Below are 23746 nucleotides of genomic sequence, written 5' to 3' on the forward strand. Positions count from 1 at the left end.
CACCGGCCTTCAAGCATCAGCTATAGACCCGGCCAAGGAGCTGCCGATGGCTTTCAAACTGATCGAGCACATCCCGGGTGATCTGCTCCTGGGTGAAGCCCATCAGGTCATACTCCTGCGGCCCGTTGTGCAGGTACACCTCGGCACGGTAGTAACGGGTGCGCTCTTCTTCAGGCAGATCAGCCGGCGCCGCCGAGTAGCCATCCAGGCTCACTTCGTAGACAAACGGGTTGCCCTCGTCCATCTCGATTCGCACACCAATGCAGCGTTTGGATTTGCCCAGCAAGGTCTGCACTTCCAACCCCTGATCACGCAACGCAATCGCGGCTTCTTCCAACGCCGGCGTTACGTGCTTGTCCATAAAGCGCTGCACGGTGGCTTGGCTCGGTTGCAGGTCCAGCGCCGTCAAGCGCTCGCTGAAACCACGACGCCCGCGTTCAGCCAATTGCGCCTGCTCCTGTTCGATGGCCACGTCCTGGCGCATGGCCTTGTGCAAACCGAACATAAAGAACACCAGCACCACCGAGAACGGCAGCCCCGCCAGCACCACCATGGTTTGCATGGCTTCGAAGTTACCGGCAAACAGCAGGCCGATGGTCACCAGGGTGATCACCGCCGACCAGAAGATACGCAACCAGTGCGGCGCGTCTTCATCCACGTTGCCGCCTTTGCAGGAAAGGTTGGCCATCATCACCGCGCCGGAATCCGCAGGCGTCAGGAACAGCACGAAGCCCACGAAGATCGACACGCCGATCACCACTTTCGACGCCGGGTAATGCTCAAGCAGTTGGTAGATGGCCATGGACGGTTGCTCCAGCGCCGTCTTGCCCAACTCCACCGCCCCATGGTTCAACACCAAATCCAGGGCCGAGTTGCCGAAGATCGACAGCCACGCCAGGGTAAAGCCCAACGGGATCAGCAATACTCCAGCCACCAGTTCACGCACGGTACGCCCACGGGAAATACGCGCGATGAACATGCCTACAAATGGCGCCCAGGAAATCCACCAGGCCCAGTAAAACAGGGTCCACAGGCCCATCCAGCGTTCGGTCTTGGCACCGTCGCCTTCGTACACATACAGGTCGAAGGTTTTGAGCACGATCCCGTTGAGGTAATCACCAGTGTTCTGCACCAGGCCATTGAGCAGGTGCAAGGTAGGGCCGAACAGCAGCACAAAAATCAGCAAACCGCTGAACAGCACGATGTTGAGGTTGGAGAGGCGACGAATGCCGTTTTCCACACCCGACACCGCGGCGATGGTCGCCACGGTGCTCATCACGATGATCACGATCAGCAAATTGGTATTGCTGTGCTCCATGCCGAACAGGTTTTCCAGCCCCGACGACACCTGCATCGAGCCGATCCCCAGGTTGGTCACCAGGCCCAGCAGGGTCACGAACATACCGAAACCGTCTACCGCATGGCCGGCCGCGCCCTTCACCCAGCGCTCGCCTACCAGCGGGTACAGCGCCGAACGCAAGGCCAGCGGCTGGTTGTGGCGGTAGGCAAAGTACGCCACGGCCAGACCCACCAGCGCATAGATCGCCCAGCCGTGCAGGCCCCAGTGCAGGAAGGTCAGTTGCAGCGCCTGGCGTGCCGCGCCATTGCTGGCCGCAGCGCCTTCGGGCGGGTTGAAGTAGTGGTCCAACGGCTCGGACGCACCGAAATACAACAGCGAGATGCCGATACCCGACGAGAACAACATGCCGGCCCAGGCGCCGTAGCTGAAGTCTGGGGTATCGTCCTTCGCACCCAGCTTAAGTTTCCCATAGGACGAAAACGCCAGGCCGACCACAAACACCAGGTAGGCGGCGATGACCACCATGTAGTACCAGCCAAAGCTTTTCGACAGCCAGGCCTGTGCTACACCGAGCAGGCGCCCGGCCTCCTGCGGGGCGACGATCAGAATGGCGGTCAACAATAAAATCAGCGCGGTGGAGGTGTAGAACACCCAACCGTTGACCCGGACCTTTTCCGGTGGGGTCTTTATAAGAGAGGCAGAACTCATGGCGCAGATGCTCCAGGCAGTGCGAGAGAGAAACACAAGGCAACGGTTATCCCGGGACATCGATTTTTCGGCAGTCGACGGACGGGTGTTATAAAGACACCCCGAAAATTCTTGAGCCCGCCAAGGCGGTGATCAGGCTCTGAAGTGGCCTGTTTCAAGGGTTTTTGCAGGTGTCGAAGGTTGCAGCTCGCAGGTAGGAAATATCTTTAGGCAGCGACCATTTGTCGCAGATCTTATTCTTTGTTGATTGAACGTTCAATCAAAACAAAATAGACTGGCCCTCAAGCCGACGGACGTGGATCGCCCATCGGCAGGCCTAAGGAGAGGTGCTACATGCCCAAGGTCGGTATGCAACCCATACGCCGCCAGCAGTTGATCGAAGCCACGTTGACGGCCATCGATCGGGTCGGGATGGGAGATGCCAGCATTGCGCTGATCGCCCGTCTGGCCGGCGTCTCGAACGGCATCATCAGCCACTACTTTCAGGACAAGAACGGCCTGATCGCAGCGACGATGCGCTACCTGATGAATGCGCTGATCGAGAACGTGCAAGAACGCAGGCGTGCCTTGAAGGATGACAGTCCACGGGCGCACCTTCAGGTGATCATCGAAGGTAACTTCGACGCCAGCCAGGTCAACGGCCCGGCAATGAAAACCTGGCTGGCCTTCTGGGCCACCAGCATGCACCACCCGTCATTGCACAGGTTGCAGCGGATCAACGATCAACGTCTGTATTCCAACCTGTGCTGCCAGTTCCGCCGAGTGCTGCCGCTGCCGCACGCACGCAAAGCAGCCCGAGGCCTGGCGGCCCTGATCGACGGTTTGTGGTTGCGCGGCGCCCTGTCGGGAGACGCTTTCGACACGGCGCAGGCGCAACGGATCGCTTACGAATACATGGATTTCCAATTGGCCAAGCAGGTGAGTTAGAGCCCACATAACCGCTCAACCCCTGAACGTCCGCCGCTCAGTGTTGCCACAACCCCATGGCCCACTGTTCGGCGGGTAACGCCAACCACTTATGCACTTGCGAGGACTTTATGGCCCGTTTCGACCTGCAAAAACTCTACATTGACGGCGGCTACAGCGACGCTGGCAGCGATGCCACCTTCGAAGCCATCAACCCGGCTAACGGTGAAGTTCTCGCCCAAGTGCAACGCGCCACCTTCGATGACGTTGAACGTGCCGTGGTCAGCGCTGAAAAAGGCCAGAAAATCTGGGCCGCCATGACCGCCATGGAGCGTTCGCGCATCCTGCGTCGTGCCGTGGACATCCTGCGCGAGCGCAACGATGAACTGGCCGCCCTGGAAACCCTGGACACCGGTAAAGCCTTCTCCGAAACCAAGTACGTCGACATCGTCACCGGGGCTGACGTGCTGGAATACTACGCCGGCCTGGTGCCCGCCATCGAAGGCGAGCAGATCCCACTGCGCGACACTTCGTTTGTCTACACCCGCCGCGAGCCGCTGGGCGTGGTTGCCGGTATCGGCGCGTGGAACTACCCGATCCAGATCGCCCTGTGGAAATCCGCACCAGCCCTGGCTGCCGGTAACGCGATGATTTTCAAGCCAAGCGAAGTCACCTCGCTGACCACCCTGAAACTGGCCGAGATCTACACCGAGGCTGGCGTTCCAGCGGGCGTGTTCAACGTACTGACCGGCAGCGGCCGTGAAGTCGGCACCTGGCTGACCGAGCATCCGCGCATTGAAAAAGTCTCCTTCACCGGCGGCACCGACACCGGCAAGAAAGTCATGGCCAGCGCGTCGAGCTCCTCGCTCAAAGACGTGACCATGGAACTGGGCGGCAAGTCCCCGCTGATCATTTTCGACGACGCCGACCTCGACCGCGCCGCCGACACCGCGATGATGGCCAACTTCTACAGCTCCGGCCAGGTCTGCACCAACGGCACCCGCGTGTTCGTGCCCAAGCACCTGCAAGCCGCGTTCGAAGCCAAGATCGTTGAGCGTGTTGCGCGTATTCGCATCGGCAACCCGGAAGACGAAAACACCAACTTCGGCCCGCTGGTCAGCTTCGCCCACATGGAAAGCGTGCTGGGCTACATCGCCAAAGGCAAAGAGCAAGGCGCACGCCTGCTGTGCGGCGGCGACCGCCTGACCGACGGCGACTTCGCCAAAGGCGCCTTCGTGGCCCCGACCGTGTTCACCGACTGCACCGACGACATGGTGATCGTGCGTGAAGAAATCTTTGGCCCGGTGATGAGCATCCTCACCTTTGATACCGAAGAAGAAGTGATCCGCCGCGCCAACGACACCGACTTCGGTCTGGCCGCTGGCTTGGTCACCAAGGACCTGAACCGCGCCCACCGCGTGATTCACCAGTTGGAAGCCGGTATCTGCTGGATCAACGCCTGGGGCGAGTCCGACGCGAAAATGCCGGTCGGTGGCTACAAGCAGTCGGGTGTGGGCCGTGAAAACGGCATCAGCTCGCTGAACAACTTCACCCGCATCAAATCGGTACAGGTTGAATTGGGCGATTACGCCTCGGTGTTCTAACACCAGCGAGTCTTGTATTGCCCGTGAGGCCATCGCGGCGGTGCGACGACTCGACAAGCCCGCCTCCCACATTTGTTCTGTGTGAACCCGATCAAATGTGGGAGCTGGCTTGCCTGCGATCGAGTGCGAAGCACTCGCCAGACCTGACCATACTTCAAAGAGGGTACATTCATGTCCCAAGAATACGATTACATCATTGTGGGTGCCGGCTCCGCCGGTAACACCCTGGCGACCCGTCTGACCGAAGACGAAGGCGTCACCGTCCTGTTGTTGGAAGCCGGTGGCCCGGACTACCGCCTCGACTTCCGTACCCAGATGCCAGCCGCACTGGCCTTCCCGCTGCAAGGCCGCCGCTACAACTGGGCCTACGAAACCGATCCAGAGCCACACATGGACGGCCGCCGGATGGAATGCGGTCGCGGCAAGGGCCTGGGTGGCTCTTCCCTGATCAACGGCATGTGCTACATCCGTGGCAACGCCATGGACTATGACAATTGGTCGAAGCTGCCGGGCCTGGAAGACTGGACCTACCTGGACTGCCTGCCGTATTTCCGCAAAGCCGAAACCCGCGACATCGGCCCTAACGATTGGCACGGTGGCGACGGCCCGGTCAGCGTGACCACGCCGAAAGCGGGCAACAACCCGCTGTTCCACGCCATGGTTGAAGCGGGCGTACAGGCCGGTTACCCACGTACCGAAGACTTGAACGGCTACCAGCAAGAAGGCTTCGGCCCGATGGACCGTACCGTCACGCCGAACGGCCGTCGCGCCAGCACCGCACGCGGTTACCTAGACACGGCTAAAAAGCGTTCGACCCTGACCATCGTCACCCATGCCCTCACCGACAAAGTACTGTTCGAAGGCAAGCGTGCCGTGGGCGTGCGTTACCTGATCGGCGCCGCCGAAGAACGCGTTGAAGCCCGTGCGCGTAAAGAAGTACTGGTGTGCAGCGGCGCAATCGCTTCGCCGCAACTGCTGCAACGCTCCGGCGTCGGCCCGGCCAAACTGCTGGAAAGCCTCGACATCCCCGTGGTCCACGACCTGCCGGGCGTGGGTGAAAACCTGCAGGACCACCTTGAGCTGTACCTGCAATACGCGTGCACCCAGCCGGTGTCGCTGTACCCTTCGCTGCTCTGGTACAACCAGCCGGCGATTGGTGCCGAATGGCTGTTCAACGGCACCGGCATCGGCGCCAGCAACCAGTTCGAAGCGGGCGGGTTTATCCGTACCCGTGAAGAATTCGAGTGGCCGAACATCCAGTACCACTTCCTGCCGGTAGCCATTAACTACAACGGCAGCAACGGTGTGAAAGAGCACGGTTTCCAGGCGCACATGGGTTCCATGCGTTCGCCAAGCCGTGGCCGTATCCAGCTGAAGTCGAAGAACCCACGGGACTACCCGAGCATCCTCTTCAACTACATGGCCACCGAGCAGGACTGGCAGGAGTTCCGCGATGGCATCCGCCTGACCCGTGAAATCATGCAGCAGCCTGCACTGGACCCATACCGTGGCCGCGAAATCAGCCCGGGCATCGACGTGCAAACCGATGAGCAGTTGGACAAGTTCATCCGCGAGCACGCCGAAACCGCGTTCCACCCGTCCTGCTCGTGCAAGATGGGCACCGACGAGATGGCTGTAGTGGATGGCGAAGGCCGTGTGCATGGCATGCAGGGCCTGCGTGTGGTCGATGCCTCGATCATGCCGATCATCACCACCGGCAACCTCAACGCGCCGACGATCATGATCGCCGAGAAAATCGCCGACAAGATCCGTGGCCGCAAGCCATTGCCGCGCAGCACCGCCGATTACTACGTGGCAGGCGATGCGCCGGTGCGTGGCAAGCCGCTGCGTGAGATTGCGCAGTAACTGAAACACCGCGGTTGATCGTTCCCACGCTCCGCGTGGGAACGCATCCTGTGACGCTCCGCGTCACGCCCTTCAAGAGCGGACGCAGAGCGTCCGGGGTGGCATTCCCACGCAGAGCGTGGGAACGATCACACAACAAAACCTCCCTTGATCAGCTCCCCGCCCAGGCCTACTCTGTTGGCCTGCCCGCGCCGAGCCGCCCACAAGGAAGGCCCCATGTTCGAATACCACGCCACGCTCAAGAAACACTTCGGTGCCCTGCGCACCACTGCCGAATTTTTCTCCCTGCGCTACGTACGCGAATCCGGCCAGTACCTGTCGGTGCGCAAGAACGTCGCCGAACCGCCTCACCTGGGCCACGACGAAGGCGCCATGCTCACCGTGCGCCTCAACGGCGTGGAAGCCTACGCCGCGACCAACGATATTTCCCTTGCCGGCCTGCAAGCCGCCCTTGAGCGTGCTGAACAGCAAGCCCGGTTGATCAAGCCCCACGCCCTGCTCGACCTGCACCAGCAACCGGTGTCCAGCGACGTCGCCGACTACCTGTCGCCCGACCTCGACCAGCCCTTCCCGTCCCTGAGCGACTGCTACCAATTGCTCGGCGATGAGTCCGCCGCCGTGCCCAAGGATGAGCGCCTGGTGAGTTGGGAAGTCAGCTTGGGCACCACGCGGGTCGAACAGATCTACCTCAACAGCGCCGGCGCGCAATTGCGTCAGGCCCAGCGTTTCGTGTTCCCCGGCTTGAGTGTGACCGCCTTCGACGGCAACGACAGCCAGACCCGCACCCTGGGCGGTACCAACTTCGGCCAGCAAGGCAGTGCCGGCGTGATCCAGCGCTTCGGCCTGGTGGGCGCCGCCCGTAAAGTGGCCGACGAAGCGCTGCAATTGCTGCTCGCACCGAATACGCCCCACGGCCCGCGTGACCTGCTGCTGATGCCCGACCAGATGATCCTGCAGATCCACGAGTCCATCGGCCACCCGCTGGAGCTGGACCGCATCCTCGGTGACGAGCGCAATTACGCCGGCACCAGTTTTGTGAAGGCCAGCGACTTCGGCCACCTGCAATATGGCTCACCGTTGCTCAACGTGACCTTCGACCCGGACATTCCCGAACAGCTTGCCAGTTACGGCCATGACGACGACGGCACGCCTGTCAGCAAGCAATTTCTGATTCGCGAGGGCCTGCTGCTCAAGCCGTTGGGCGGGGCCTTGTCGCAATTTCGCGCCAACCTGCCAGGCGTTGCCAACAGCCGCGCCTGCGGCTGGAACCGTGCGCCCATCGACCGCATGGCCAACCTGAATATCGAGCCCGGGGATAAAAGCCTCGCGCAACTGGTGGGCGGAATTGAAAGCGGCATCCTGATGTCGACCAACCGTTCGTGGTCCATCGACGATGCGCGCAACAAGTTCCAGTTCGGCTGCGAGTGGGGCCAGTTGATCGAAAACGGCGAGCTCAAGGGCGTGGTAAAGAACCCCAACTACCGGGCGATCTCCGCGCAGTTCTGGCGCAAGCTCAGCGCGGTAGGCGATGCCAGCACCTTCAAGGTCTTGGGCACGCCGAACTGCGGCAAGGGCGAACCCAACCAGGTGATCCGCGTCGGCCATGCGTCGCCGGCCTGTGTATTCAGCAATGTCGATGTATTTGGGGGAGATGCCTGATGAACCACTTCAAGGCACTGGTGGACTGGCTCCAGCAAGCCATCACCGACAAGGAACACTTTCAACTCGGCTACGCGGATGAAGCGTCCGAGTTCGTGCGCTTCAACCACGCGCAGGTGCGCCAGGCCGGCCAGGTACAGCAGGCCAGCCTGAACCTCAAGCTGATCAACGATGGGCGCCACGCCGACTTGGGTATCACCCTGTCGGGCGAGGCGGAGCTGGATCGCCAGCGCCTGGCGAATGGCCTGCAACAACTGCGCGAGACCTTGCCGCTGTTGCCGCCAGACCCGTACTTGAGGTTGAACCCAGACTCCTGGCACAACCATAACGAACAGCTGCGCCCGCTGCCGGAACTGGCCCAGGTGCTGGACGATATCAGCCAGGCCGCCGACGGCGTGGACCTGGTCGGTTTCTACGCCGCAGGCCCCATCAGCCGTGGTTTCGCCAGCTCAACGGGCGCGTTCGGCTGGCACCGGGCTAACAGCTTCAATTTCGATTTCAGCCTGTTCCACGCCAATGGCGAAGCGGTCAAAGCCAGCTACGCCGGGCACACCTGGAACAGCGCTGACTTCGCCGCGCGTTTCCAACAGGCCCGGGAGCAACTGGCGTTTCTCGGGCGCCCGCTGCACAACCTGGCGCCCGGCCAATACCGCGCCTACCTGGCGCCGGCAGCGCTGGAAGAAATCATCAGCATCATCACCTGGGGTGGTTTTTCGGCCCAGGCCATTGCCAGCAAAGGCAGTTCGTTGCAACGCCTGTACGCGGGTGATCAGTCACTGAGCCCGCTGGTGACGGTGGATGAGCAGATCAGCGGCTCCCTGAGCCAGGCGTTTTCCACTGAAGGCTACCCGCGCAAGGATGTCACCCTGATCAACGCAGGCCAGGCCGAGGGGCAGTTGATCAACTCGCGCAGCGCCGCCGAATACGGCTTGAACACCAACGGCGCCAGCAGCGACGAGTCGCCCAGCGCCTTGCAAATGGCGGCCGGCAACCTGGCCCAGGCCGATATTCTCAAGCAGTTGGGCACTGGGCTGTATATCAGCAACCTGTGGTACCTGAACTACTCCGACCTGCCGGCAGCGCGTCTGACCGGCATGACGCGCTTTGCGACCTTCTGGGTGGAAAACGGCGAGATCCAGGCGCCGGTCAGCACCATGCGCTTTGATGACAGTGTCTATCAGTTGCTCGGTTCGCAATTGGAAGCGCTGACTGCTGATCGGGAGCTGCTGTTGTCGGCCAGTACCTACAGCCAGCGCAATACCGCTTCCAACCTGTTGCCAGGCGCTTTGGTAAAACGCCTGACGCTGACCTTATAAACCGTAGGAGCGAGCTTGCTCGCGAAGAACGTACAGACACTGCGGGCTGGCTGTCAGCGCTGCGTTATCGTTGGCGTTTTTCGCGAGCAAGCTCGCTCCTACAGAGCAATAACCTGCACTGCAAAGAAACGTCTATCCCGCCACCCCTGCCCACGAGAGCATAACCTTGCCTGGGAAAGGCAAGCTGGAGTCTTGAGATGAACCATGGAAGTTTTGTCATTGAGAAGTTGTACAAGCACTACAACGTTCACGTAGAGCAACTGGGTAACGACCCGCACAGAAAAACCGTACTGATGGTCAACGGCGCGCTATCCACTACGCGCTCCTTTGCTCGCACCAGCAAGTGCCTGGCCGAGCACTTCAATGTGCTGCTGTTCGACTTGCCCTTCTCTGGCTTGTCACGCGAGCACAACACCGAACTCGACCTGGTTACCAAGGACGACGAAGTGCAAATCCTGCGTGCCTTGGTGGCGCGCTTTGCGGTCAACCATCTGGTCTCGGCGTCATGGGGTGGCATTTCCACCCTGTTGACCCTGGCGCACAACCCGCCCTCCATCGAAAGCTCGGTGGTGATGGCCCTGGCGCCCAACCTCAACCAGGCGATGCTGGAGTATGTCGAGCGCGTGCGTGTGCTGATCAAGGCCGATGACAAGTCGGCGGTCGGCCATCTGCTCAACGAAACGGTGGGCAAATACCTGTCGCCGCGCCTCAAGCGCAATAACCATCGGCACCTGTCGACCATGGCCACCACCGAGTACCGCCAGGCGCGCTTTCATATCCATCAGGTGCTGGCCTTGGGCGATGGCAATTACCTGCCGGCGCTCAAGCAGATTGAAACACCGGTGCACTTTCTCAACGGCGCGCTGGACGAATACACCCCGGCCGACGAGGCCCAGTTGTTCAAACACTATGTAGGCCGCAGCAGCTTTGCCGTGGCCGAACACACCGGCCATCTGCTGGACCTGGAGTCCCGCGAAGCCGCGCTGGCAGTGCATCGGGCCTTGCTGGACTTCCTGGTGGGCGAGCATGCGACGTTGTCAGCTATAGACGAACCGCCAGTGGGAAAAGGGGCGACGGATGGCGCATAATCGCCAACACATAGCCTGCTAATAAAAAGGGATCCCATGCCGAATCGTGCCCCTCTCGATGCCAAGACCGCCCGCTGGCTCCCCTGGGTGGTAGCGATTGCCTTCTTCATGCAGTCGTTGGACGGGACGATTCTCAACACCGCGCTGCCGGCGATGGCCCAGGACCTCGCGGAAAACCCGCTGCGCATGCAGGGGGTGGTGATTGCCTACATGCTCACCGTGGCCTTGCTGATTCCCGCCTCGGGCTGGATCGCCGACCGCTTTGGCACCAAGAAGATTTTCTTTGGCGCGATCATGCTGTTCAGCATCGGGTCGTTGCTTTGCGCGCTGTCCAGTAGCCTGAGCATGCTGGTGGGCGCACGGGTGGTCCAGGGCCTGGGCGGCGCGCTGATGCTGCCGGTCGGGCGGCTGGTGGTACTGCGCGCTTATCCGCGCTCCGAGCTGGTGCGGATCATGGGCTTTATCACCATTCCCGGCCTGCTCGGCCCCTTGCTTGGCCCGACGATGGGCGGCTGGATGGTGCAATACCTGACCTGGCACTGGATCTTCCTGATCAACCTGCCGGTGGGCATGATCGGCTGCTATGCCGTGTGGAAATTCATCCCCGACCTGCGCGGCAGCGAGCGCACGCGCTTCGACGGCCTGGGCTTTCTGCTGTTCGGCGCGGCGATGGTGCTGATCACCATCGCCATGGAGGGCCTGGGCGAACTGCACCTGCCGCACCTGCGGGTGATGTTGCTGTTGTTCGGCGGGCTTGCCTGCCTGGCGGCGTACTGGCTGCGCGCCGGGCATATCGATAACCCGCTGTTCTCGCCGGTGCTGTTCAAGACGCGCACCTTTGCCGTGGGGATCCTCGGCAACCTGTTTGCGCGCCTGGGCAGCGGCGCACTGCCGTTCCTGGTGCCGCTGCTGTTACAAGTGGCGCTGGGCTATTCGCCGTCAGAAGCGGGCATGAGCATGCTGCCGCTGGCGGCGGCGGCGATGTTCGCCAAGTCCATCGCGCGCCCGCTTATCGAGCGCCTCGGCTACCGCATCGTCCTGACCGGCAACACCCTGGCCCTGGGCCTGATGCTGGCGAGCATGGGCCTGGTCAGCGAACAAACGCCCTACCCGTTACTACTAGGCATGCTGGCAGTACTGGGGGCCATCAACTCCCTGCAATTTACCGCGATGAACACCGTCACCCTGATCGACCTCGACGACGCCCAGGCCAGCAGCGGCAACAGCTTGCTGTCGGTGGTGGCGCAGTTGTCCCTGAGCCTGGGCGTGGCCTGTGCCGGTGCATTGCTCGGCGGCTTTACCGCCGAAGCCGGCAATGACGGGGTCAATACGGTGCTGGGCGCCTTCCAGCTGACCTTCCTCACCGTGGGCATCATGGCGATGCTGGCGGCGGCGATCTTCCTGCAACTGTCGCCCAAGGACGGCAAACGCGTGGTCAGCCGCGAGCACGATATCGAGCACTAATGGGCGTCTCGTCGAGAACTTGCGGGGAAAATCCCACGAGACTGGTACACTGCGCGACATTTTGTTTTGCAGAGCCAGTCCCGTGACTACCATCGCCACCGCTTTTAATACTTTGCCCCTGTCCGCCGCCATGCTGGCTAACCTCGACTCGCTGGGTTATGTCGAGATGACGCAGATCCAGGCGCAAAGCTTGCCGGTGATCCTCAAAGGGCTGGACCTGATTGCCCAGGCCAAGACCGGCAGCGGCAAGACCGCTGCATTCGGCATCGGCCTGTTGAACCCGATCAACCCGCGCTACTTCGGTTGCCAGGCGCTGGTGATGTGCCCGACCCGCGAGCTGGCCGACCAGGTGGCCAAGGAAATCCGCCGCCTGGCCCGTGCCGAGGACAACATCAAGGTACTGACCCTGTGCGGCGGCGTGTCCCTCGGCCCGCAGATCGCCTCCCTGGAGCACGGCGCCCACGTTATCGTCGGCACGCCGGGCCGTATCCAGCAGCACCTGCGTAAAGGCTCGCTGGTGCTGGACGGCTTGAACACCCTGATCCTCGACGAAGCCGACCGCATGCTCGACATGGGCTTCTACGACGCCATCGAAGACATCATCAGCAAGACCCCGCCGCGCCGCCAAACCCTGCTGTTCTCGGCCACGTACCCAGTGAGCATCAAGCAGCTCGCTTCCAAGTTCATGCGTGCGCCGCAACAGGTCAAGGCCGAAGCGTTCCACTCCGACGACCAGATCGAACAGCGCTTCTACGAGATCTCCCCGGAAGAGCGCATGGACGCTGTGACCAAGGTGCTGGCGCACTTTCGCCCGGCCTCCTGCGTGGCGTTCTGCTTTACCAAGCAGCAAGTGCAGGAAACCGTCGACCACCTGACCGCCAAGGGCATCTCCGCCGTTGGCCTGCATGGTGACCTGGAACAGCGCGACCGTGACCAGGTACTGGCGATGTTTGCCAACCGCAGCACCTCGGTGCTGGTGGCCACCGACGTTGCCGCCCGTGGCCTGGACATCGACGCCCTGGACATGGTGATCAACGTCGAACTGGCCCGCGACTCGGAAATTCACATCCACCGTGTAGGCCGTACCGGCCGTGCCGGTGAGACCGGCATCGCCATCAGCCTGGTGGCGCCGTCCGAAGCCCACCGCGCCCAGGCCATCGAGCAACTGCAAAAGTCGCCGCTGAACTGGGACCAACTGGACAACCTCAAGCCACAAAGCGGTGGCCCACTCTTGCCGCAGATGAGCACCCTGTGCATCGCCGCCGGGCGTAAAGACAAGGTTCGCCCAGGCGACATCCTCGGTGCATTGACCGGTGAAGCCGGCATTCCGGGTGCCCAGGTCGGCAAGATCGCGATCTTTGACTTCCAGGCCTTCGTGGCCGTGGAACGCGGCATCGCCAAGCAGGCGCTGCAGCGCTTGAATGACGGCAAGATCAAAGGCCGTTCGCTGCGCGTGCGTATTTTGTAAAGATCTATCGATGGGTGAGATCCATTGTGGGAGCGGGCTTGCTCGCGAATGCGGAGTATCAGTCGACATGTTTGTCACTGAACCACCGCATTCGCGAGCAAGCCCGCTCCCACATTTGACTGTATTTCAATTCAGAATTTTTGTGAGGACATGGCTGTGCGCTCGACCGAAGTTGTGATCATTGGCGCCGGCGCCGCAGGCTTGATGTGCGCGCTGACCGCCGCCGGGCGTGGGCGCAAAGTGATGTTGATCGACCACGCCAACAAGGCCGGCAAGAAAATCCTGATGTCCGGTGGCGGCCGCTGCAACTTCACCAACATGTACACCGAGCCGGCCAACTTCCTCTCGCATAACGCGCACTTCTGCAAGTCCGCCCTGGCCCGCTACACCCAGTGGGATTTCATCGGGCTGGTGGCCAAGCACGGCGTGCCCTACCACGAGAAGAAACTCGGCCAGCTGTTCTGCGACAACAAGTCCAGCGACATCCTTGGCATGCTGCTTGATGAGTGCATCCAGACCGGCGTGAGCCTGCACCTGGACACCTCCATCGAGGCCATCGCCAAGCTCGAAAGCGGCTATCAACTGCAAACGACCCTGGGCGAACTGCGCTGTGAATCGCTGGTGATCGCCACGGGCGGTTTGTCGATCCCGACACTGGGCGCCACCGGTTTCGGTTACCAAGTGGCCAAGCAATTCGGCCACGAACTGCTGCCGACCCGCGCCGGGCTGGTGCCGTTCACCATCACCGACCAGCTCAAGGAGCTGTGCGGCGAGTTGTCCGGCACCTCGGTCGACTGCCTGGTGAGCTGCAACGGCCAGAGTTTTCGCGAGAACATCCTGTTCACCCACCGCGGCCTGAGCGGGCCGGCAATTTTGCAGATTTCCTCGTATTGGCACTCCGGCGACACGGTAGAAATCAACCTGCTGCCCGACCACGACGCCCATGCCTGGCTGCAACAGCAACAGGCCGAACACCCCAACAGCGAGTTGAAAACCCTGCTGGGCGAGATCTTCACCAAGAAGATGGCCAACCTGCTGGCCCAAAGCTGGTTCGAATCCAAGCCGATGAAGCAGTACACCCACGCTGAAATTGCCGATATCGCGCAAAAACTGGGGAGCTGGCAACTGGTACCGGCCGGCACCGAGGGTTATCGCACCGCCGAGGTGACATTAGGCGGGGTGGATACGCGGGAAGTGTCGTCCAAGACCATGGAATCGCTGAAAAGCCCCGGCCTGTACTTTATCGGCGAAGTGCTGGATGTGACCGGCCACCTGGGCGGGTTCAATTTCCAGTGGGCCTGGGCCTCGGGCTACGCGGCCGCGCAATACGCCTGACTTGCACTTTGAAATGCAATCCCCTGTGGGAGCTGGTTTTGCAGTGATACTGAACATTTTGCTGTCCGATGTGATCGCCGCGCTTGCCGTGGCGTCATTACTGGCTCAATTTAGCGACAATGTCCCGGAAGACTCCAGACTTCATGTCATCGACCTCGTTCAAGCAGTCCATGCGGCGCCTGTGGGCGCTGGATAAATTCAGCTACAGCGTACGGGTGTTCATCGCCCTCACCGGCAGCATGGCGTTGTGTTGGTACCAGGATGAAATGACGCTGCTGATCCCGCTGTTCCTGGGGATTATCGCCAGCGCCCTGGCCGAGACCGATGACAGCTGGCAAGGCCGCCTCAACGCGCTGGCGGTGACACTGGTGTGTTTCAGCATCGCCGCGCTGTCGGTAGAGCTGCTGTTCCCTTACCCCTGGATATTTGCCATCGCCCTGGCCTTGGCCAGTTTCGGCCTGACCATGCTCGGCGCGTTGGGCGAACGCTATGGCGCGATTGCTTCGGCCACCTTGATTCTGTCGGTCTACACCATGATCGGCGTGGACCAGCGCGGCGGCGCCGTCACGGACTTCTGGCATGAGCCGCTGCTGCTGGTCGCCGGTGCCGCCTGGTACGGCGCGTTGTCGGTGCTGTGGCAGGCGCTGTTTTCCAACCAGCCGGTGCAGCAGAGCCTGGCGCGGTTGTTCCGCGAGCTGGGGCGTTACCTCAAGCTCAAGTCCTCCCTGTTCGAACCGATCCGGCAGTTGGATGTAGAAGCGCGGCGCCTGGAATTGGCCCAGCAAAATGGCCGGGTAGTGGCTGCGCTGAATGCCGCGAAGGAAATCATCCTGCACCGCGTCGGCAATGGCCGGCCGGGCTCGAAGGTCAGCCGTTACCTGAAACTCTACTTCCTGGCCCAGGACATCCACGAGCGCGCCAGTTCCTCCCACTACCCCTACAACGCCCTCACCGAAGCCTTCTTCCACAGCGATGTACTGTTTCGTTGCCAGCGCTTGCTGCGCCAGCAAGGCAAGGCCTGTCAGACCCTGGCCGAGTCGATCCAACTGCGCCAACCATTCATCTATGACGACAGTTTTGCCCAAGCCCTGGGCGACCTCAACGCGTCCCTGGAGCACCTGCGCATCCAGAGCAACCCGGCCTGGCGTGGCCTGCTGCGCTCCTTACGCGCCCTGGCGGCTAACCTGTCCACCCTCGACCGCCTGCTGGGCGACGCCAGCAACCCGGATGCCCTGGCCGACGCCACCGACAGCAACCTGCTGGACCGCGCACCGCGCAACCTCAAGGAAATGTGGACGCGCCTGCGCACCCAACTCACGCCCACTTCGTTGCTGTTTCGCCACGCCCTGCGCCTGTCCCTGGCGTTGACCGTCGGCTACGCCACCCTGCATGCCATCCATGCGTCTCAGGGTTACTGGATCATCCTCACTACCCTGTTCGTGTGCCAGCCGAGTTACGGCGCCACCCGGCGCAAACTCGGCCAGCGGATCATCGGCACCGCCATCGGCCTCACCGTGGCCTGGGCGCTGTTCGACCTGTTCCCCAACCCGGTGGTGCAGTCGATGTTCGCTATCGCCGCAGGCCTGGTGTTCTTTATCAACCGCACCACCCGCTACACCCTGGCGACGGCGGCAATCACCTTGATGGTGCTGTTCTGCTTCAACCAGGTGGGCGATGGCTACGGGCTATTCCTGCCACGCCTGTTCGATACCTTGCTCGGCAGCCTGATCGCGGGCCTGGCGGTGTTCCTGTTCCTGCCGGACTGGCAAGGCCGACGCTTGAACAAAGTGCTGGCCAACACCCTGACCTGCAACAGCATCTACCTGCGCCAGATCATGCAGCAATACGCCGCCGGCAAGAGCGACGACCTGGCTTACCGCCTGGCCCGCCGCAACGCCCACAACGCCGACGCCGCGCTGTCCACCACCCTGGCCAATATGCTGATGGAGCCGGGGCACTTCCGTAAGGAAGCCGATGTGGGTTTTCGCTTCCTGGTGCTGTCTCACACCTTGCTCAGCTATTTGTCGGGGCTGGGTGCGCATCGCGATACTTCGCTACCGAGCGATGTGCGTGAACACTTGATCGAAGGCGCGGGCAACAGCCTGGCGGCGAGCATCGATGAGATCGCCACCGGCCTGGCCAACAAACAGTCGATTGCGATCCAGAGTGATGCCGAGGAAGCGCTGGCCGCCGAGCTTGAGCAAATGCCTGATGAAATCGACGAAGGGCAGCGGTTGGTACAGACGCAGTTGGCGTTGATTTGCCGGCAGTTGGGGCCGTTGCGTACGTTGGCGGCGCATTTGATCAAGGATACCGGTGCGGCTTAGACCGCTATCGCAGGCAAGCCAGCTCCCACATTGGAACGCATTCCCATGTAGGAGCCGGGCTTGCCCGCGATGAGCATAGGTATCTACACAACTGTGTAGTTCGCAGCAGCCTCCTGAAACCACGATGCGAAGCGAGTCGCTCTTGATCTTGATCTGCTTTTGATCTTACTCGCCCCGTTAAACCACGCTGGCCGGAATTCGACAGGGATTTGGGGGGTAAACCGGCAGGGATGCCGGTTTAGCCGCCCCGCGCCATGGATGGCGCGTGGCGGCGGCCCCCCAAATCACTGGCGGATTACGGGCACACCGAGCCTAAGCGAGGTGCCGAGTGGTGGGGCAAGAGCGTTTTGCTTACTTTTGCGCTTTTCAAAAGTGAGCCGCCGTCAGGGCGGAACCCTAAGTGGCCGTTACCGCAGGAATCGATATGTACTCGGTATAACTGTTTTGACTGTCAGGCCGTCTTCGCAGGCAAGCCAGCTCCCACAATTAGATCGCGGTGCGTCAGTTAGAGCCGCGTCGGCTATCCGGCCGTCACGGGAGCAAGCTCCCTCGCCACAGGGTCAGCGTCGCACCAACGTTGTGTAGATAACTATGCCGCGATGAGGCCCGCACGCTACATCCCATGCGCCTTCATCAACCGCGCATAACTGCCATCAGCCTTCATCCTGGCGATCTCCCGATCAAAGCTGGCGACAATCTGCGCATGCTCGGGGTTCTTCAAACTGACCAGAATATGCAGGCTGTTCTCGCTCAAAGGCTTGCCCACAAACGCCACGGTATTGCGCACCCGCGGCGACTCCCGAGCCAGGTAATAACGCGCCACGTATTCATCTTCCAGCGTCAACCGCACCCGCCGCGCCGCGAGCATGCGCACTGCCATGGCGAAGTTGTGCACGGGTACTTTCTGTAGCTGGGTGTCTTGATCGAACGCCGCCGAATAGGCATAACCGCGTACCACGGCGATGGTCTCGTCGCGCAGTTCGGCCAGGCTTTGATAAGCGATGTCATCGTCGCTGCGCTTGAGAAAGCGCACGCGGTTAAGCAGGTACTCAGCAGAAAACTGGCCAAACTGCGTGCGGGCCTCGTCGTACCAGGCGTTGATCAGCACATCGTAGCGCCCATCCCCCACGCCCTTGAGCGCACGGGCCCAGGGCACCTGCTCAAAATCACTGGCGTACCCCGCACGGGCCAGGGCGGTGCTGACGATATCGGTGGCCAGGCCGCCATTGATCAAGGTGGCATCGGTGAACGGCGGCCAGCCATCCGCCACCAGGCGCAGACGCTGTGCCAGCACCGGCTGGGCCAGCAACAGCACTGCGATCAAAGCAACGGCACGAGTCAATCGCGGCATGCTCAAAGTCCTTGGCGGGCAGGCGGTGGCCTGATAACAGTAGCTCATCAATAAGCTTGCATTGCAGATTACACAAAGCAGCCAACGGCGCACGCACTGAATGATGGCAAATTGACGCCATTCACACATTTGCCAATTTTAGACAGCGGCGCCCGTCACGCTTACTATCCAGGCACGTCTTTATAAGAGCACACATCATGACGGTTGATTGGGTTTGTAAACATCACAACGACTTGGGCAAGGACCAGCTATATGCCGTCCTGCGTTTGCGCAGCGAGGTATTCGTCGTCGAGCAGAAATGCGCGTATCAGGACATCGACGGGCAAGACCTGGCGGGTGATACCCATCACCTGATGGCCTGGCAGGATAATGAGCTAGTGGCTTACCTGCGCCTGCTGGACCCGGAGTCCCAGGGCGGCGACGTGGTGATTGGCCGGGTGATCGTTGCGCCATCGGCACGCGGCACCGGGTTGGGGCACACGATGATGGAAGAGGCCCTCAAGCAGATTGAAGAAATCTGGCCCGAGACACCGATCTTTCTGTCAGCTCAGGCGCATTTGCAGGGGTATTACGGACGGTATGGGTTTGTGGTGGCGGGTGAGGAATACCTGGAGGACGATATTCCCCATATCGGTATGCGGCGCCTCTGAGGGCGCCATCGCAGGCAAGCCAGCTCCCACATTGGAACGCATTCAACTGTGGGAGCCGGGCTTGCCCGCGATAGCATCAGCCCTGCCACCGCTGAACTCAGGGGTAGCCCAACACCTGCTTGATCGACGCCAGATTAGCCTCGATCCACCCCCGATCAATCGCCCCCCAATTCCGAATCCGATAGCGCCCGGCATGGTTACGCGCACCGTCCTCCTGCTCGAACTCACAGACAATATCCAGGTCGGCCAACGCCGCAATCGTATCCTGGGCGGTACGCCTAGGCATGCCGGTGGCCTCGGTCAGCGCCGGGACGCTGCTGGCCAGTTGGCTGTCGATCAAGTACGCCACGTACAGGCGGCGGTAGAAGCTGCTTTTGGTCTTGCTCACATCCATGGTCAGTCGCCTTGGGGTTAGGGCTTGCCCTGCAAATCGCGCCAGGTGAGGTACACACGCAGGTCGAATTCCACCTGATGGTAGCCCGGCATCATGTATTGGCAGAGTTTATAGAACGCCTTGTTGTGGTCCGACTCCTTGAAGTGAGCCAGTTCATGTACCACGATCATGCGCAGAAACTCCGGCGCCGCCTCCTTGAACAGCGAAGCGATGCGGATCTCTTTCTTGGACTTGAGATTACCGCCCTGCACTCGGGAAATCGTGGTGTGCAAACCCAAGGCACGATGGGTCAGGTCCAGGCGGTTGTCGAACAGCACTTTGTCGATAGACGGCGCGTTGCGCAGGTGCTCCTGCTTCAAGGCCAGGGCGTACGCATACAGGGCCTTGTCACTCTGCACCGCATGGCGCTCGGGGTAACGCTGTTCCAGGTACGTACCCAACTGGTCCTTGGCGATCAGTTGGCGCACTTGCTCCTGGAGCGCGGCGGGGTAGGCCTGGAGGTATTTCAACGCGGTCATGGGCTCGGCAACGCAATTGGGACGGGCGCCAGTGTAGCGAATTCAAAGCGCGCGAGGGTACGACCAGCCGGCAACGTCTTCGGCCATCAACGGCAGCGCCGCCCACGGCCCCTGGATATGGGCGCAGCCATTGGCCTTGAGCCATTGTGCTTGCTCAAGGCTCTCCACGCCTTCGGCGATCACCAGCACACCAAAATGCTCACACAGTTGGATGATGCTGCGCGCCATCGCCGCATCCCGCGCCGAGCCAGGCAGGCGCGCCACCAGTTGAGGGTCAAGCTTGAGGGTATCGAACTTGAGGTCGCGCAAATGGGCCAGGGAGCACTGGCCGCAGCCAAAGTCGTCCAGGGCAATCCGCACCCCGATCCGGCGCAGTAACTGGAGTTGCTTGGTAGACTCGGCAAGATTACTCATCAAGCAGTCCTCGCCGATTTCCACCTCCAGTTGCCGCCCCTCTAACCCATGCCGCTCCAGCACCTGCTGCAGTTGGTTAGCCAGGTTGGGCATGTTGAACTGGCTGCTGCTCAGGCTCACGCTCAACACCAGGTCGGGGTCGAAGGTGGCTTGCCAGGCCTGGCGCTGGGCGGCGACCTGCTGGTAGATCCAGGCACTCAACTGGTTGATCAACCGCGCCTCTTCCAGCAGCGGCAAGAACAGGCCCGGCGGCACATCACCGACGCTGGGATGCTGCCAGCGCAACAGCGCCTCGACGCCGCGCAAACGCCCGTCTTCCAGGGAGACTTGGGGCTGGTACACCAAGGTGAAATCCTTGTTGGCAATGGCGGTACGCACACTGTCTTCCAGCATCAGCCGCGAGCGGGCGCGGCCGTTCATTTCCTGGTCGTAGTAACGATACTGCTGACGGCCGGCGCGCTTGGCTTCGTACATGGCAATATCCGCCGCCCGCAGCAAGCCGCTCAAGTCCGAGCCGCAATCCGGGAAGGTCGCGATGCCGATACTGACCCCAAGCATCACCTCCAACCCATCGACCTGCTGGCACACAGATACCCGTTCGATGAGCTTTTCCGCGATCTTCGCGGCCTGCTCGGGAAACTCCAGCTCCAGCAACGCGGTGAATTCATCCCCGCCCATGCGCCCCAGAATGTCGTAGGAACGCAGGCACGCCTGCATTTGCTCCGAGACCCAACGCAACACGCGATCCCCAGCGTCATGGCCCAGCGTATCGTTGACCCGCTTGAAGCCATCCAGGTCCAGGTACAGCAATACCAGCGCCTGCTCGCTACGTTCGCTGCGCAGCAAGATGTTCTCCATCGCCTGATGGAAACCACGCCGGTTCAACAGCCCGGTCAGCGGGTCGGTCACGGCCTGGAACTCCAGTTGCTGGTGCAGGTGCCTTACTTCAGACATGTCCAGCACCGTCACCACCATCGCCTTCTGCTCGGCAGGCAAAGGCGCGCAGGACAACGCCACCGGCACCTGCTGGCCCCGACCGGTGCGCAAAATGGCATCGTGCTGGCGCCACGTCTCGCCCCGGCGATACGCCTCGTACATGGGGAAACCCAACCAGGCTGGAACATGGGGCTTTTGCAGAAAACTGAGGAAACTCTCGCCCTGCAACTCAGCCATCGTCGCATTCAACAGCCGCGAAATGGCCGGGTTGGCGTACTCGATCACACTGGCTTCGCTCACCACCAAAATGCCCTCGGCGGCGTTATCCAGCACCGAGGCATTAAAGGCGCGGGCCAACTCCAGGTCATGGCTCAGGCGCTGCAAGGCACGGCGATTGCGCTGGTGCTCCAGCAACGCCTGCACCTTGGGCTTGAGGATATGCGGGTCGAAGGGCTTGAACAGGTAGTCGATCGCCCCGCTGGCATAGCCTTCAAGCACCGCGTCGGGCGAATGGGCGGTGGCGGTCAGAAAGATAATCGGCGTCATGCGCGTGCGCTGGCTGCCCCGCATCAGGCGTGCCACCTCAAAGCCGTCCATGCCCGGCATGCGCACGTCCAGCAACACCAGGTCGACGTCGTGGGCCAGCAGTAACTCCAGGGCCTCCAGGCCAGACGCGGCGGTGATCACACGCCAATCGTCACGCTGCAACAGCGCACGCATGCTGACGAGGTTTTCCGGGTAGTCATCGACCACCAACAGAACCGAAATTGCATCGTCGTGTTGTGGAGCGCCATCCATGCTACGTCTCTTCCTTAGGGAGCTACACCGGTCACTTTTGCTACCAAGGCCGGATAAACACTGAGGGCTCACTCTAGCCGCGCGGCCAAAAAAGCAGAAGTGACGTAGGGGCCATCATTGTGCCAAAGGCCAGGAAGCCGACTAACGGTAAGGCCCTGTAGCCCGCGGTTCACGGGCAACATGGCTTTTTGGCATTCCTCTGACGCCAATAAATTGCCAGCAATTGTTTAACAATCTCACCAGCACCGCCTATAAAGAACCTGGAAGGCCCTTTGGGCCAATGCCTACACCCTCTGTAAAAAGGCCAACACCATGATCGACCTTTCCACCTGGAACCTGAGCATTCCGGTCGGCTCCCCACCCACAACCATTGAAACGCCAAGGCTGATGAGCGGCTTCAACGATCAATACTTCCAGGCCAAAGACAGCGACGTGCAGTTCTGGACCCCTGTCACGGGCTCGCGCACCGAAAACGCCATCTACCCACGCAGCGAACTGCGCGAAACCTACGCCGACGGCCGCCTGCGCAACTGGACCTACCCCGAAGCCGACAACTTCCTGCGCGCCACCCTCACGGTCAACCAGGTGCCCTCCTCCGGCAAGATCGTGATCGGCCAGATCCACGCGTACGACAGCCAGAAACCGTTGATCAAGCTGGAGTACCAATTCAAGGAGAAAACCCAGACCGGCAACATCGTCGCCAAGGTGCGCATGCGCCCGGACGAGGCCGAAAGCCGGGTGATCATCGTCGCCTCCAATGTGCCGCTGGAGAAGAGCTTCACCTATGTGATCAACCTAAATAAAGCCGGGCTGCTCAGCGTGTATGCCGCCGACAGCGAGTGGAATGAACGGATTGGCGCGGCCTGGGGCGACAAGCCGTTGTACTTCAAGGCGGGGGTGTACGTGCAGGACAATTCGGGCGACACCAATGAGGGCGCGCGGGTGACGTTTGCGAAGTTGGATATTGATCATGAGTAAGGGGATTGGCCTCATTTCAAGTAGGCAATGCCCGATGAGTACAAGGATCCTTCGCGAGTAATCCAATCACTTAAAGCCACTGCCCCCCCTGTGGGAGCGGGCTTGCTCGCGAATGCGCAGGATCAGCCAAAATCTATATTGACTGATACACCGCATTCGCGAGCAAGCCCGCTCCCACAAAGGTTCTGTGTGGCCTGAGGATCCTGTGCGGGTCCTACAGCACCATTGCGACAAGCCACATCGCCTCTTTAGCCCCTGCACAGAAACCGCCACCGACTACCCCGTACTGTTGATCGACAGCGAAGCCCCACTGCTCGACCTCCACGCCTGCCTGCGCGAACGTCTCAACGCCGCTCTGGAACACCTAAACCTGATGGCGTGCTCCAGCCTGCCGGACTTCGCCGAGCGCGACCTGAATAACGTGGCCAATACCGCACGTATTCTGGTGCGGGATGTGAGTGATGTGGTTCGAGTCATTGAAAAACCGTAGTTTCGATACTTTATCGGCAAGCTATACAACAAACCGCACTCTTGCGGTTTTTTGGCGAGCAAAAATCGACCGGCAGCGTTCACCAGCTATCAAAATTACACACTCAAAATAAGTACGGAAATATCACCAATAGCAAAAAATTATAAATAACTGTCAATTTTCACAGGTACCCCAAC

The 23746-nt window shown here is 61.0% G+C and carries 17 protein-coding genes and 1 pseudogene; 13 read left to right on the forward strand and 5 right to left on the reverse strand.

The features are described 5' to 3' along the window. Nucleotides 1-16: 16 nt before the first annotated feature. The gene (locus tag ACWHXD_RS28935; protein WP_238344580.1) at nt 17-1951 is read right to left on the reverse strand and encodes a BCCT family transporter; all 1935 of its coding nucleotides are present in this window, start codon (nt 1949-1951) and stop codon (nt 17-19) included. A gap of 390 nt (nt 1952-2341) precedes the next feature. Here ACWHXD_RS28935 and betI point away from each other — a divergent pair, with 390 nt between their 5' ends. The 10 genes from betI (at nt 2342) to yccS (ending at nt 17041) form a co-directional block, all read left to right on the forward strand. Further along, complete coding sequence (betI, locus tag ACWHXD_RS28940) at nt 2342-2935, forward strand: transcriptional regulator BetI (protein ID WP_044271839.1); 594 nt, start codon at nt 2342-2344, stop codon at nt 2933-2935. A 110-nt stretch (nt 2936-3045) separates the two neighbouring features. Further along, nucleotides 3046-4518 carry a betaine-aldehyde dehydrogenase gene (gene betB / locus ACWHXD_RS28945; RefSeq protein WP_032894928.1) on the forward strand — a complete coding sequence of 491 codons (1473 nt, stop codon included), beginning with the start codon at nt 3046-3048 and terminating at the stop codon, nt 4516-4518. Between the two features lie 171 nt (nt 4519-4689). Next, nucleotides 4690-6384, forward strand: a complete 1695-nt coding sequence (gene betA, locus ACWHXD_RS28950) for a choline dehydrogenase (protein WP_032894927.1) — start codon at nt 4690-4692, stop codon at nt 6382-6384. Nucleotides 6385-6600: 216 nt separating this feature from the next. Next, nucleotides 6601-8043, forward strand: coding sequence for a TldD/PmbA family protein (locus tag ACWHXD_RS28955; protein ID WP_138762878.1), 1443 nt, complete (start codon nt 6601-6603; stop codon nt 8041-8043). Then, on the forward strand, nt 8043-9359 hold the full coding sequence (locus ACWHXD_RS28960; RefSeq protein ID WP_032894922.1) for a TldD/PmbA family protein: 1317 nt from the start codon (nt 8043-8045) through the stop codon (nt 9357-9359). Before ACWHXD_RS28955 ends, ACWHXD_RS28960 begins: the two co-directional genes overlap by 1 nt. Nucleotides 9360-9556: 197 nt before the next feature. Beyond that, nucleotides 9557-10447 carry an alpha/beta fold hydrolase gene (locus ACWHXD_RS28965; RefSeq protein ID WP_138762879.1) on the forward strand — a complete coding sequence of 297 codons (891 nt, stop codon included), beginning with the start codon at nt 9557-9559 and terminating at the stop codon, nt 10445-10447. 36 nt (nt 10448-10483) lie between these two features. Next, nucleotides 10484-11911: a multidrug transporter subunit MdtD gene (gene mdtD / locus ACWHXD_RS28970; protein ID WP_032894917.1), complete on the forward strand. Its 1428-nt coding sequence runs from the start codon at nt 10484-10486 to the stop codon at nt 11909-11911. A gap of 130 nt (nt 11912-12041) precedes the next feature. Continuing rightward, nucleotides 12042-13379, forward strand: coding sequence for an ATP-dependent RNA helicase DbpA (dbpA, locus tag ACWHXD_RS28975; protein WP_232964675.1), 1338 nt, complete (start codon nt 12042-12044; stop codon nt 13377-13379). 156 nt (nt 13380-13535) lie between these two features. Then, nucleotides 13536-14714 (forward strand): BaiN/RdsA family NAD(P)/FAD-dependent oxidoreductase, encoded by a 1179-nt coding sequence (locus tag ACWHXD_RS28980; protein ID WP_032897743.1) that lies wholly within the window; start codon nt 13536-13538, stop codon nt 14712-14714. A gap of 143 nt (nt 14715-14857) precedes the next feature. Then, nucleotides 14858-17041 carry a YccS family putative transporter gene (gene yccS, locus ACWHXD_RS28985; protein WP_044271848.1) on the forward strand — a complete coding sequence of 728 codons (2184 nt, stop codon included), beginning with the start codon at nt 14858-14860 and terminating at the stop codon, nt 17039-17041. A 613-nt stretch (nt 17042-17654) separates the two neighbouring features. Here yccS and ACWHXD_RS28990 read toward each other — a convergent pair. After that, nucleotides 17655-18392: a substrate-binding periplasmic protein gene (locus ACWHXD_RS28990; RefSeq protein WP_138762881.1), complete on the reverse strand. Its 738-nt coding sequence runs from the start codon at nt 18390-18392 to the stop codon at nt 17655-17657. Between the two features lie 197 nt (nt 18393-18589). Between ACWHXD_RS28990 and ACWHXD_RS28995 the strand changes: the two genes are divergently transcribed. Next, a complete protein-coding gene (locus ACWHXD_RS28995; protein ID WP_098950154.1) occupies nt 18590-19042 on the forward strand; it encodes a GNAT family N-acetyltransferase in 453 nt (150 codons plus the stop codon). A gap of 97 nt (nt 19043-19139) precedes the next feature. On the opposite strand, the gene ACWHXD_RS29000 is transcribed toward ACWHXD_RS28995, so the two are convergent. Genes ACWHXD_RS29000 through ACWHXD_RS29010 form a run of 3 tightly spaced genes read right to left on the reverse strand, consistent with a single transcriptional unit; the run spans nt 19140 to nt 22102 of the window. Further along, nucleotides 19140-19436, reverse strand: a complete 297-nt coding sequence (locus ACWHXD_RS29000) for a winged helix-turn-helix domain-containing protein (RefSeq protein ID WP_056782952.1) — start codon at nt 19434-19436, stop codon at nt 19140-19142. Nucleotides 19437-19453: 17 nt separating this feature from the next. Continuing rightward, nucleotides 19454-19954: a M48 metallopeptidase family protein gene (locus ACWHXD_RS29005; RefSeq protein WP_138762882.1), complete on the reverse strand. Its 501-nt coding sequence runs from the start codon at nt 19952-19954 to the stop codon at nt 19454-19456. 42 nt (nt 19955-19996) lie between these two features. Further along, nucleotides 19997-22102: a putative bifunctional diguanylate cyclase/phosphodiesterase gene (locus ACWHXD_RS29010; RefSeq protein ID WP_138762883.1), complete on the reverse strand. Its 2106-nt coding sequence runs from the start codon at nt 22100-22102 to the stop codon at nt 19997-19999. A 312-nt stretch (nt 22103-22414) separates the two neighbouring features. Between ACWHXD_RS29010 and ACWHXD_RS29015 the strand changes: the two genes are divergently transcribed. Continuing rightward, a complete protein-coding gene (locus ACWHXD_RS29015) occupies nt 22415-23080 on the forward strand; it encodes a polysaccharide lyase family 7 protein (protein ID WP_138762884.1) in 666 nt (221 codons plus the stop codon). Nucleotides 23081-23285: 205 nt separating this feature from the next. Continuing rightward, nucleotides 23286-23592: pseudogene (locus ACWHXD_RS29020) on the forward strand (hypothetical protein); the annotation flags it as partial. Between the last annotated feature and the right edge of the window lie 154 nt (nt 23593-23746).

The sequence above is a fragment of the Pseudomonas fjordensis genome (assembly GCF_976987115.1).

Bases quoted from the DNA above. Each gene is read 5' to 3' on its own strand.
- ACWHXD_RS28955 (WP_138762878.1), top strand. From the start codon at position 6,601: ATGTTCGAATACCACGCCACGCTCAAGAAACACTTCGGTGCCCTGCGC.
- betA (WP_032894927.1), top strand. From the start codon at position 4,690: ATGTCCCAAGAATACGATTACATCATTGTGGGTGCCGGCTCCGCCGGT.
- mdtD (WP_032894917.1), top strand. From the start codon at position 10,484: ATGCCGAATCGTGCCCCTCTCGATGCCAAGACCGCCCGCTGGCTCCCC.
- yccS (WP_044271848.1), top strand. From the start codon at position 14,858: ATGTCATCGACCTCGTTCAAGCAGTCCATGCGGCGCCTGTGGGCGCTG.
- betB (WP_032894928.1), top strand. From the start codon at position 3,046: ATGGCCCGTTTCGACCTGCAAAAACTCTACATTGACGGCGGCTACAGC.
- dbpA (WP_232964675.1), top strand. From the start codon at position 12,042: ATGCTGGCTAACCTCGACTCGCTGGGTTATGTCGAGATGACGCAGATC.
- ACWHXD_RS28965 (WP_138762879.1), top strand. From the start codon at position 9,557: ATGAACCATGGAAGTTTTGTCATTGAGAAGTTGTACAAGCACTACAAC.
- ACWHXD_RS29000 (WP_056782952.1), bottom strand. From the start codon at position 19,436: ATGGATGTGAGCAAGACCAAAAGCAGCTTCTACCGCCGCCTGTACGTG.
- ACWHXD_RS29010 (WP_138762883.1), bottom strand. From the start codon at position 22,102: ATGGATGGCGCTCCACAACACGACGATGCAATTTCGGTTCTGTTGGTG.
- ACWHXD_RS29015 (WP_138762884.1), top strand. From the start codon at position 22,415: ATGATCGACCTTTCCACCTGGAACCTGAGCATTCCGGTCGGCTCCCCA.
- ACWHXD_RS29005 (WP_138762882.1), bottom strand. From the start codon at position 19,954: ATGACCGCGTTGAAATACCTCCAGGCCTACCCCGCCGCGCTCCAGGAG.
- ACWHXD_RS28990 (WP_138762881.1), bottom strand. From the start codon at position 18,392: ATGCCGCGATTGACTCGTGCCGTTGCTTTGATCGCAGTGCTGTTGCTG.
- betI (WP_044271839.1), top strand. From the start codon at position 2,342: ATGCCCAAGGTCGGTATGCAACCCATACGCCGCCAGCAGTTGATCGAA.
- ACWHXD_RS28995 (WP_098950154.1), top strand. From the start codon at position 18,590: ATGACGGTTGATTGGGTTTGTAAACATCACAACGACTTGGGCAAGGAC.
- ACWHXD_RS28960 (WP_032894922.1), top strand. From the start codon at position 8,043: ATGAACCACTTCAAGGCACTGGTGGACTGGCTCCAGCAAGCCATCACC.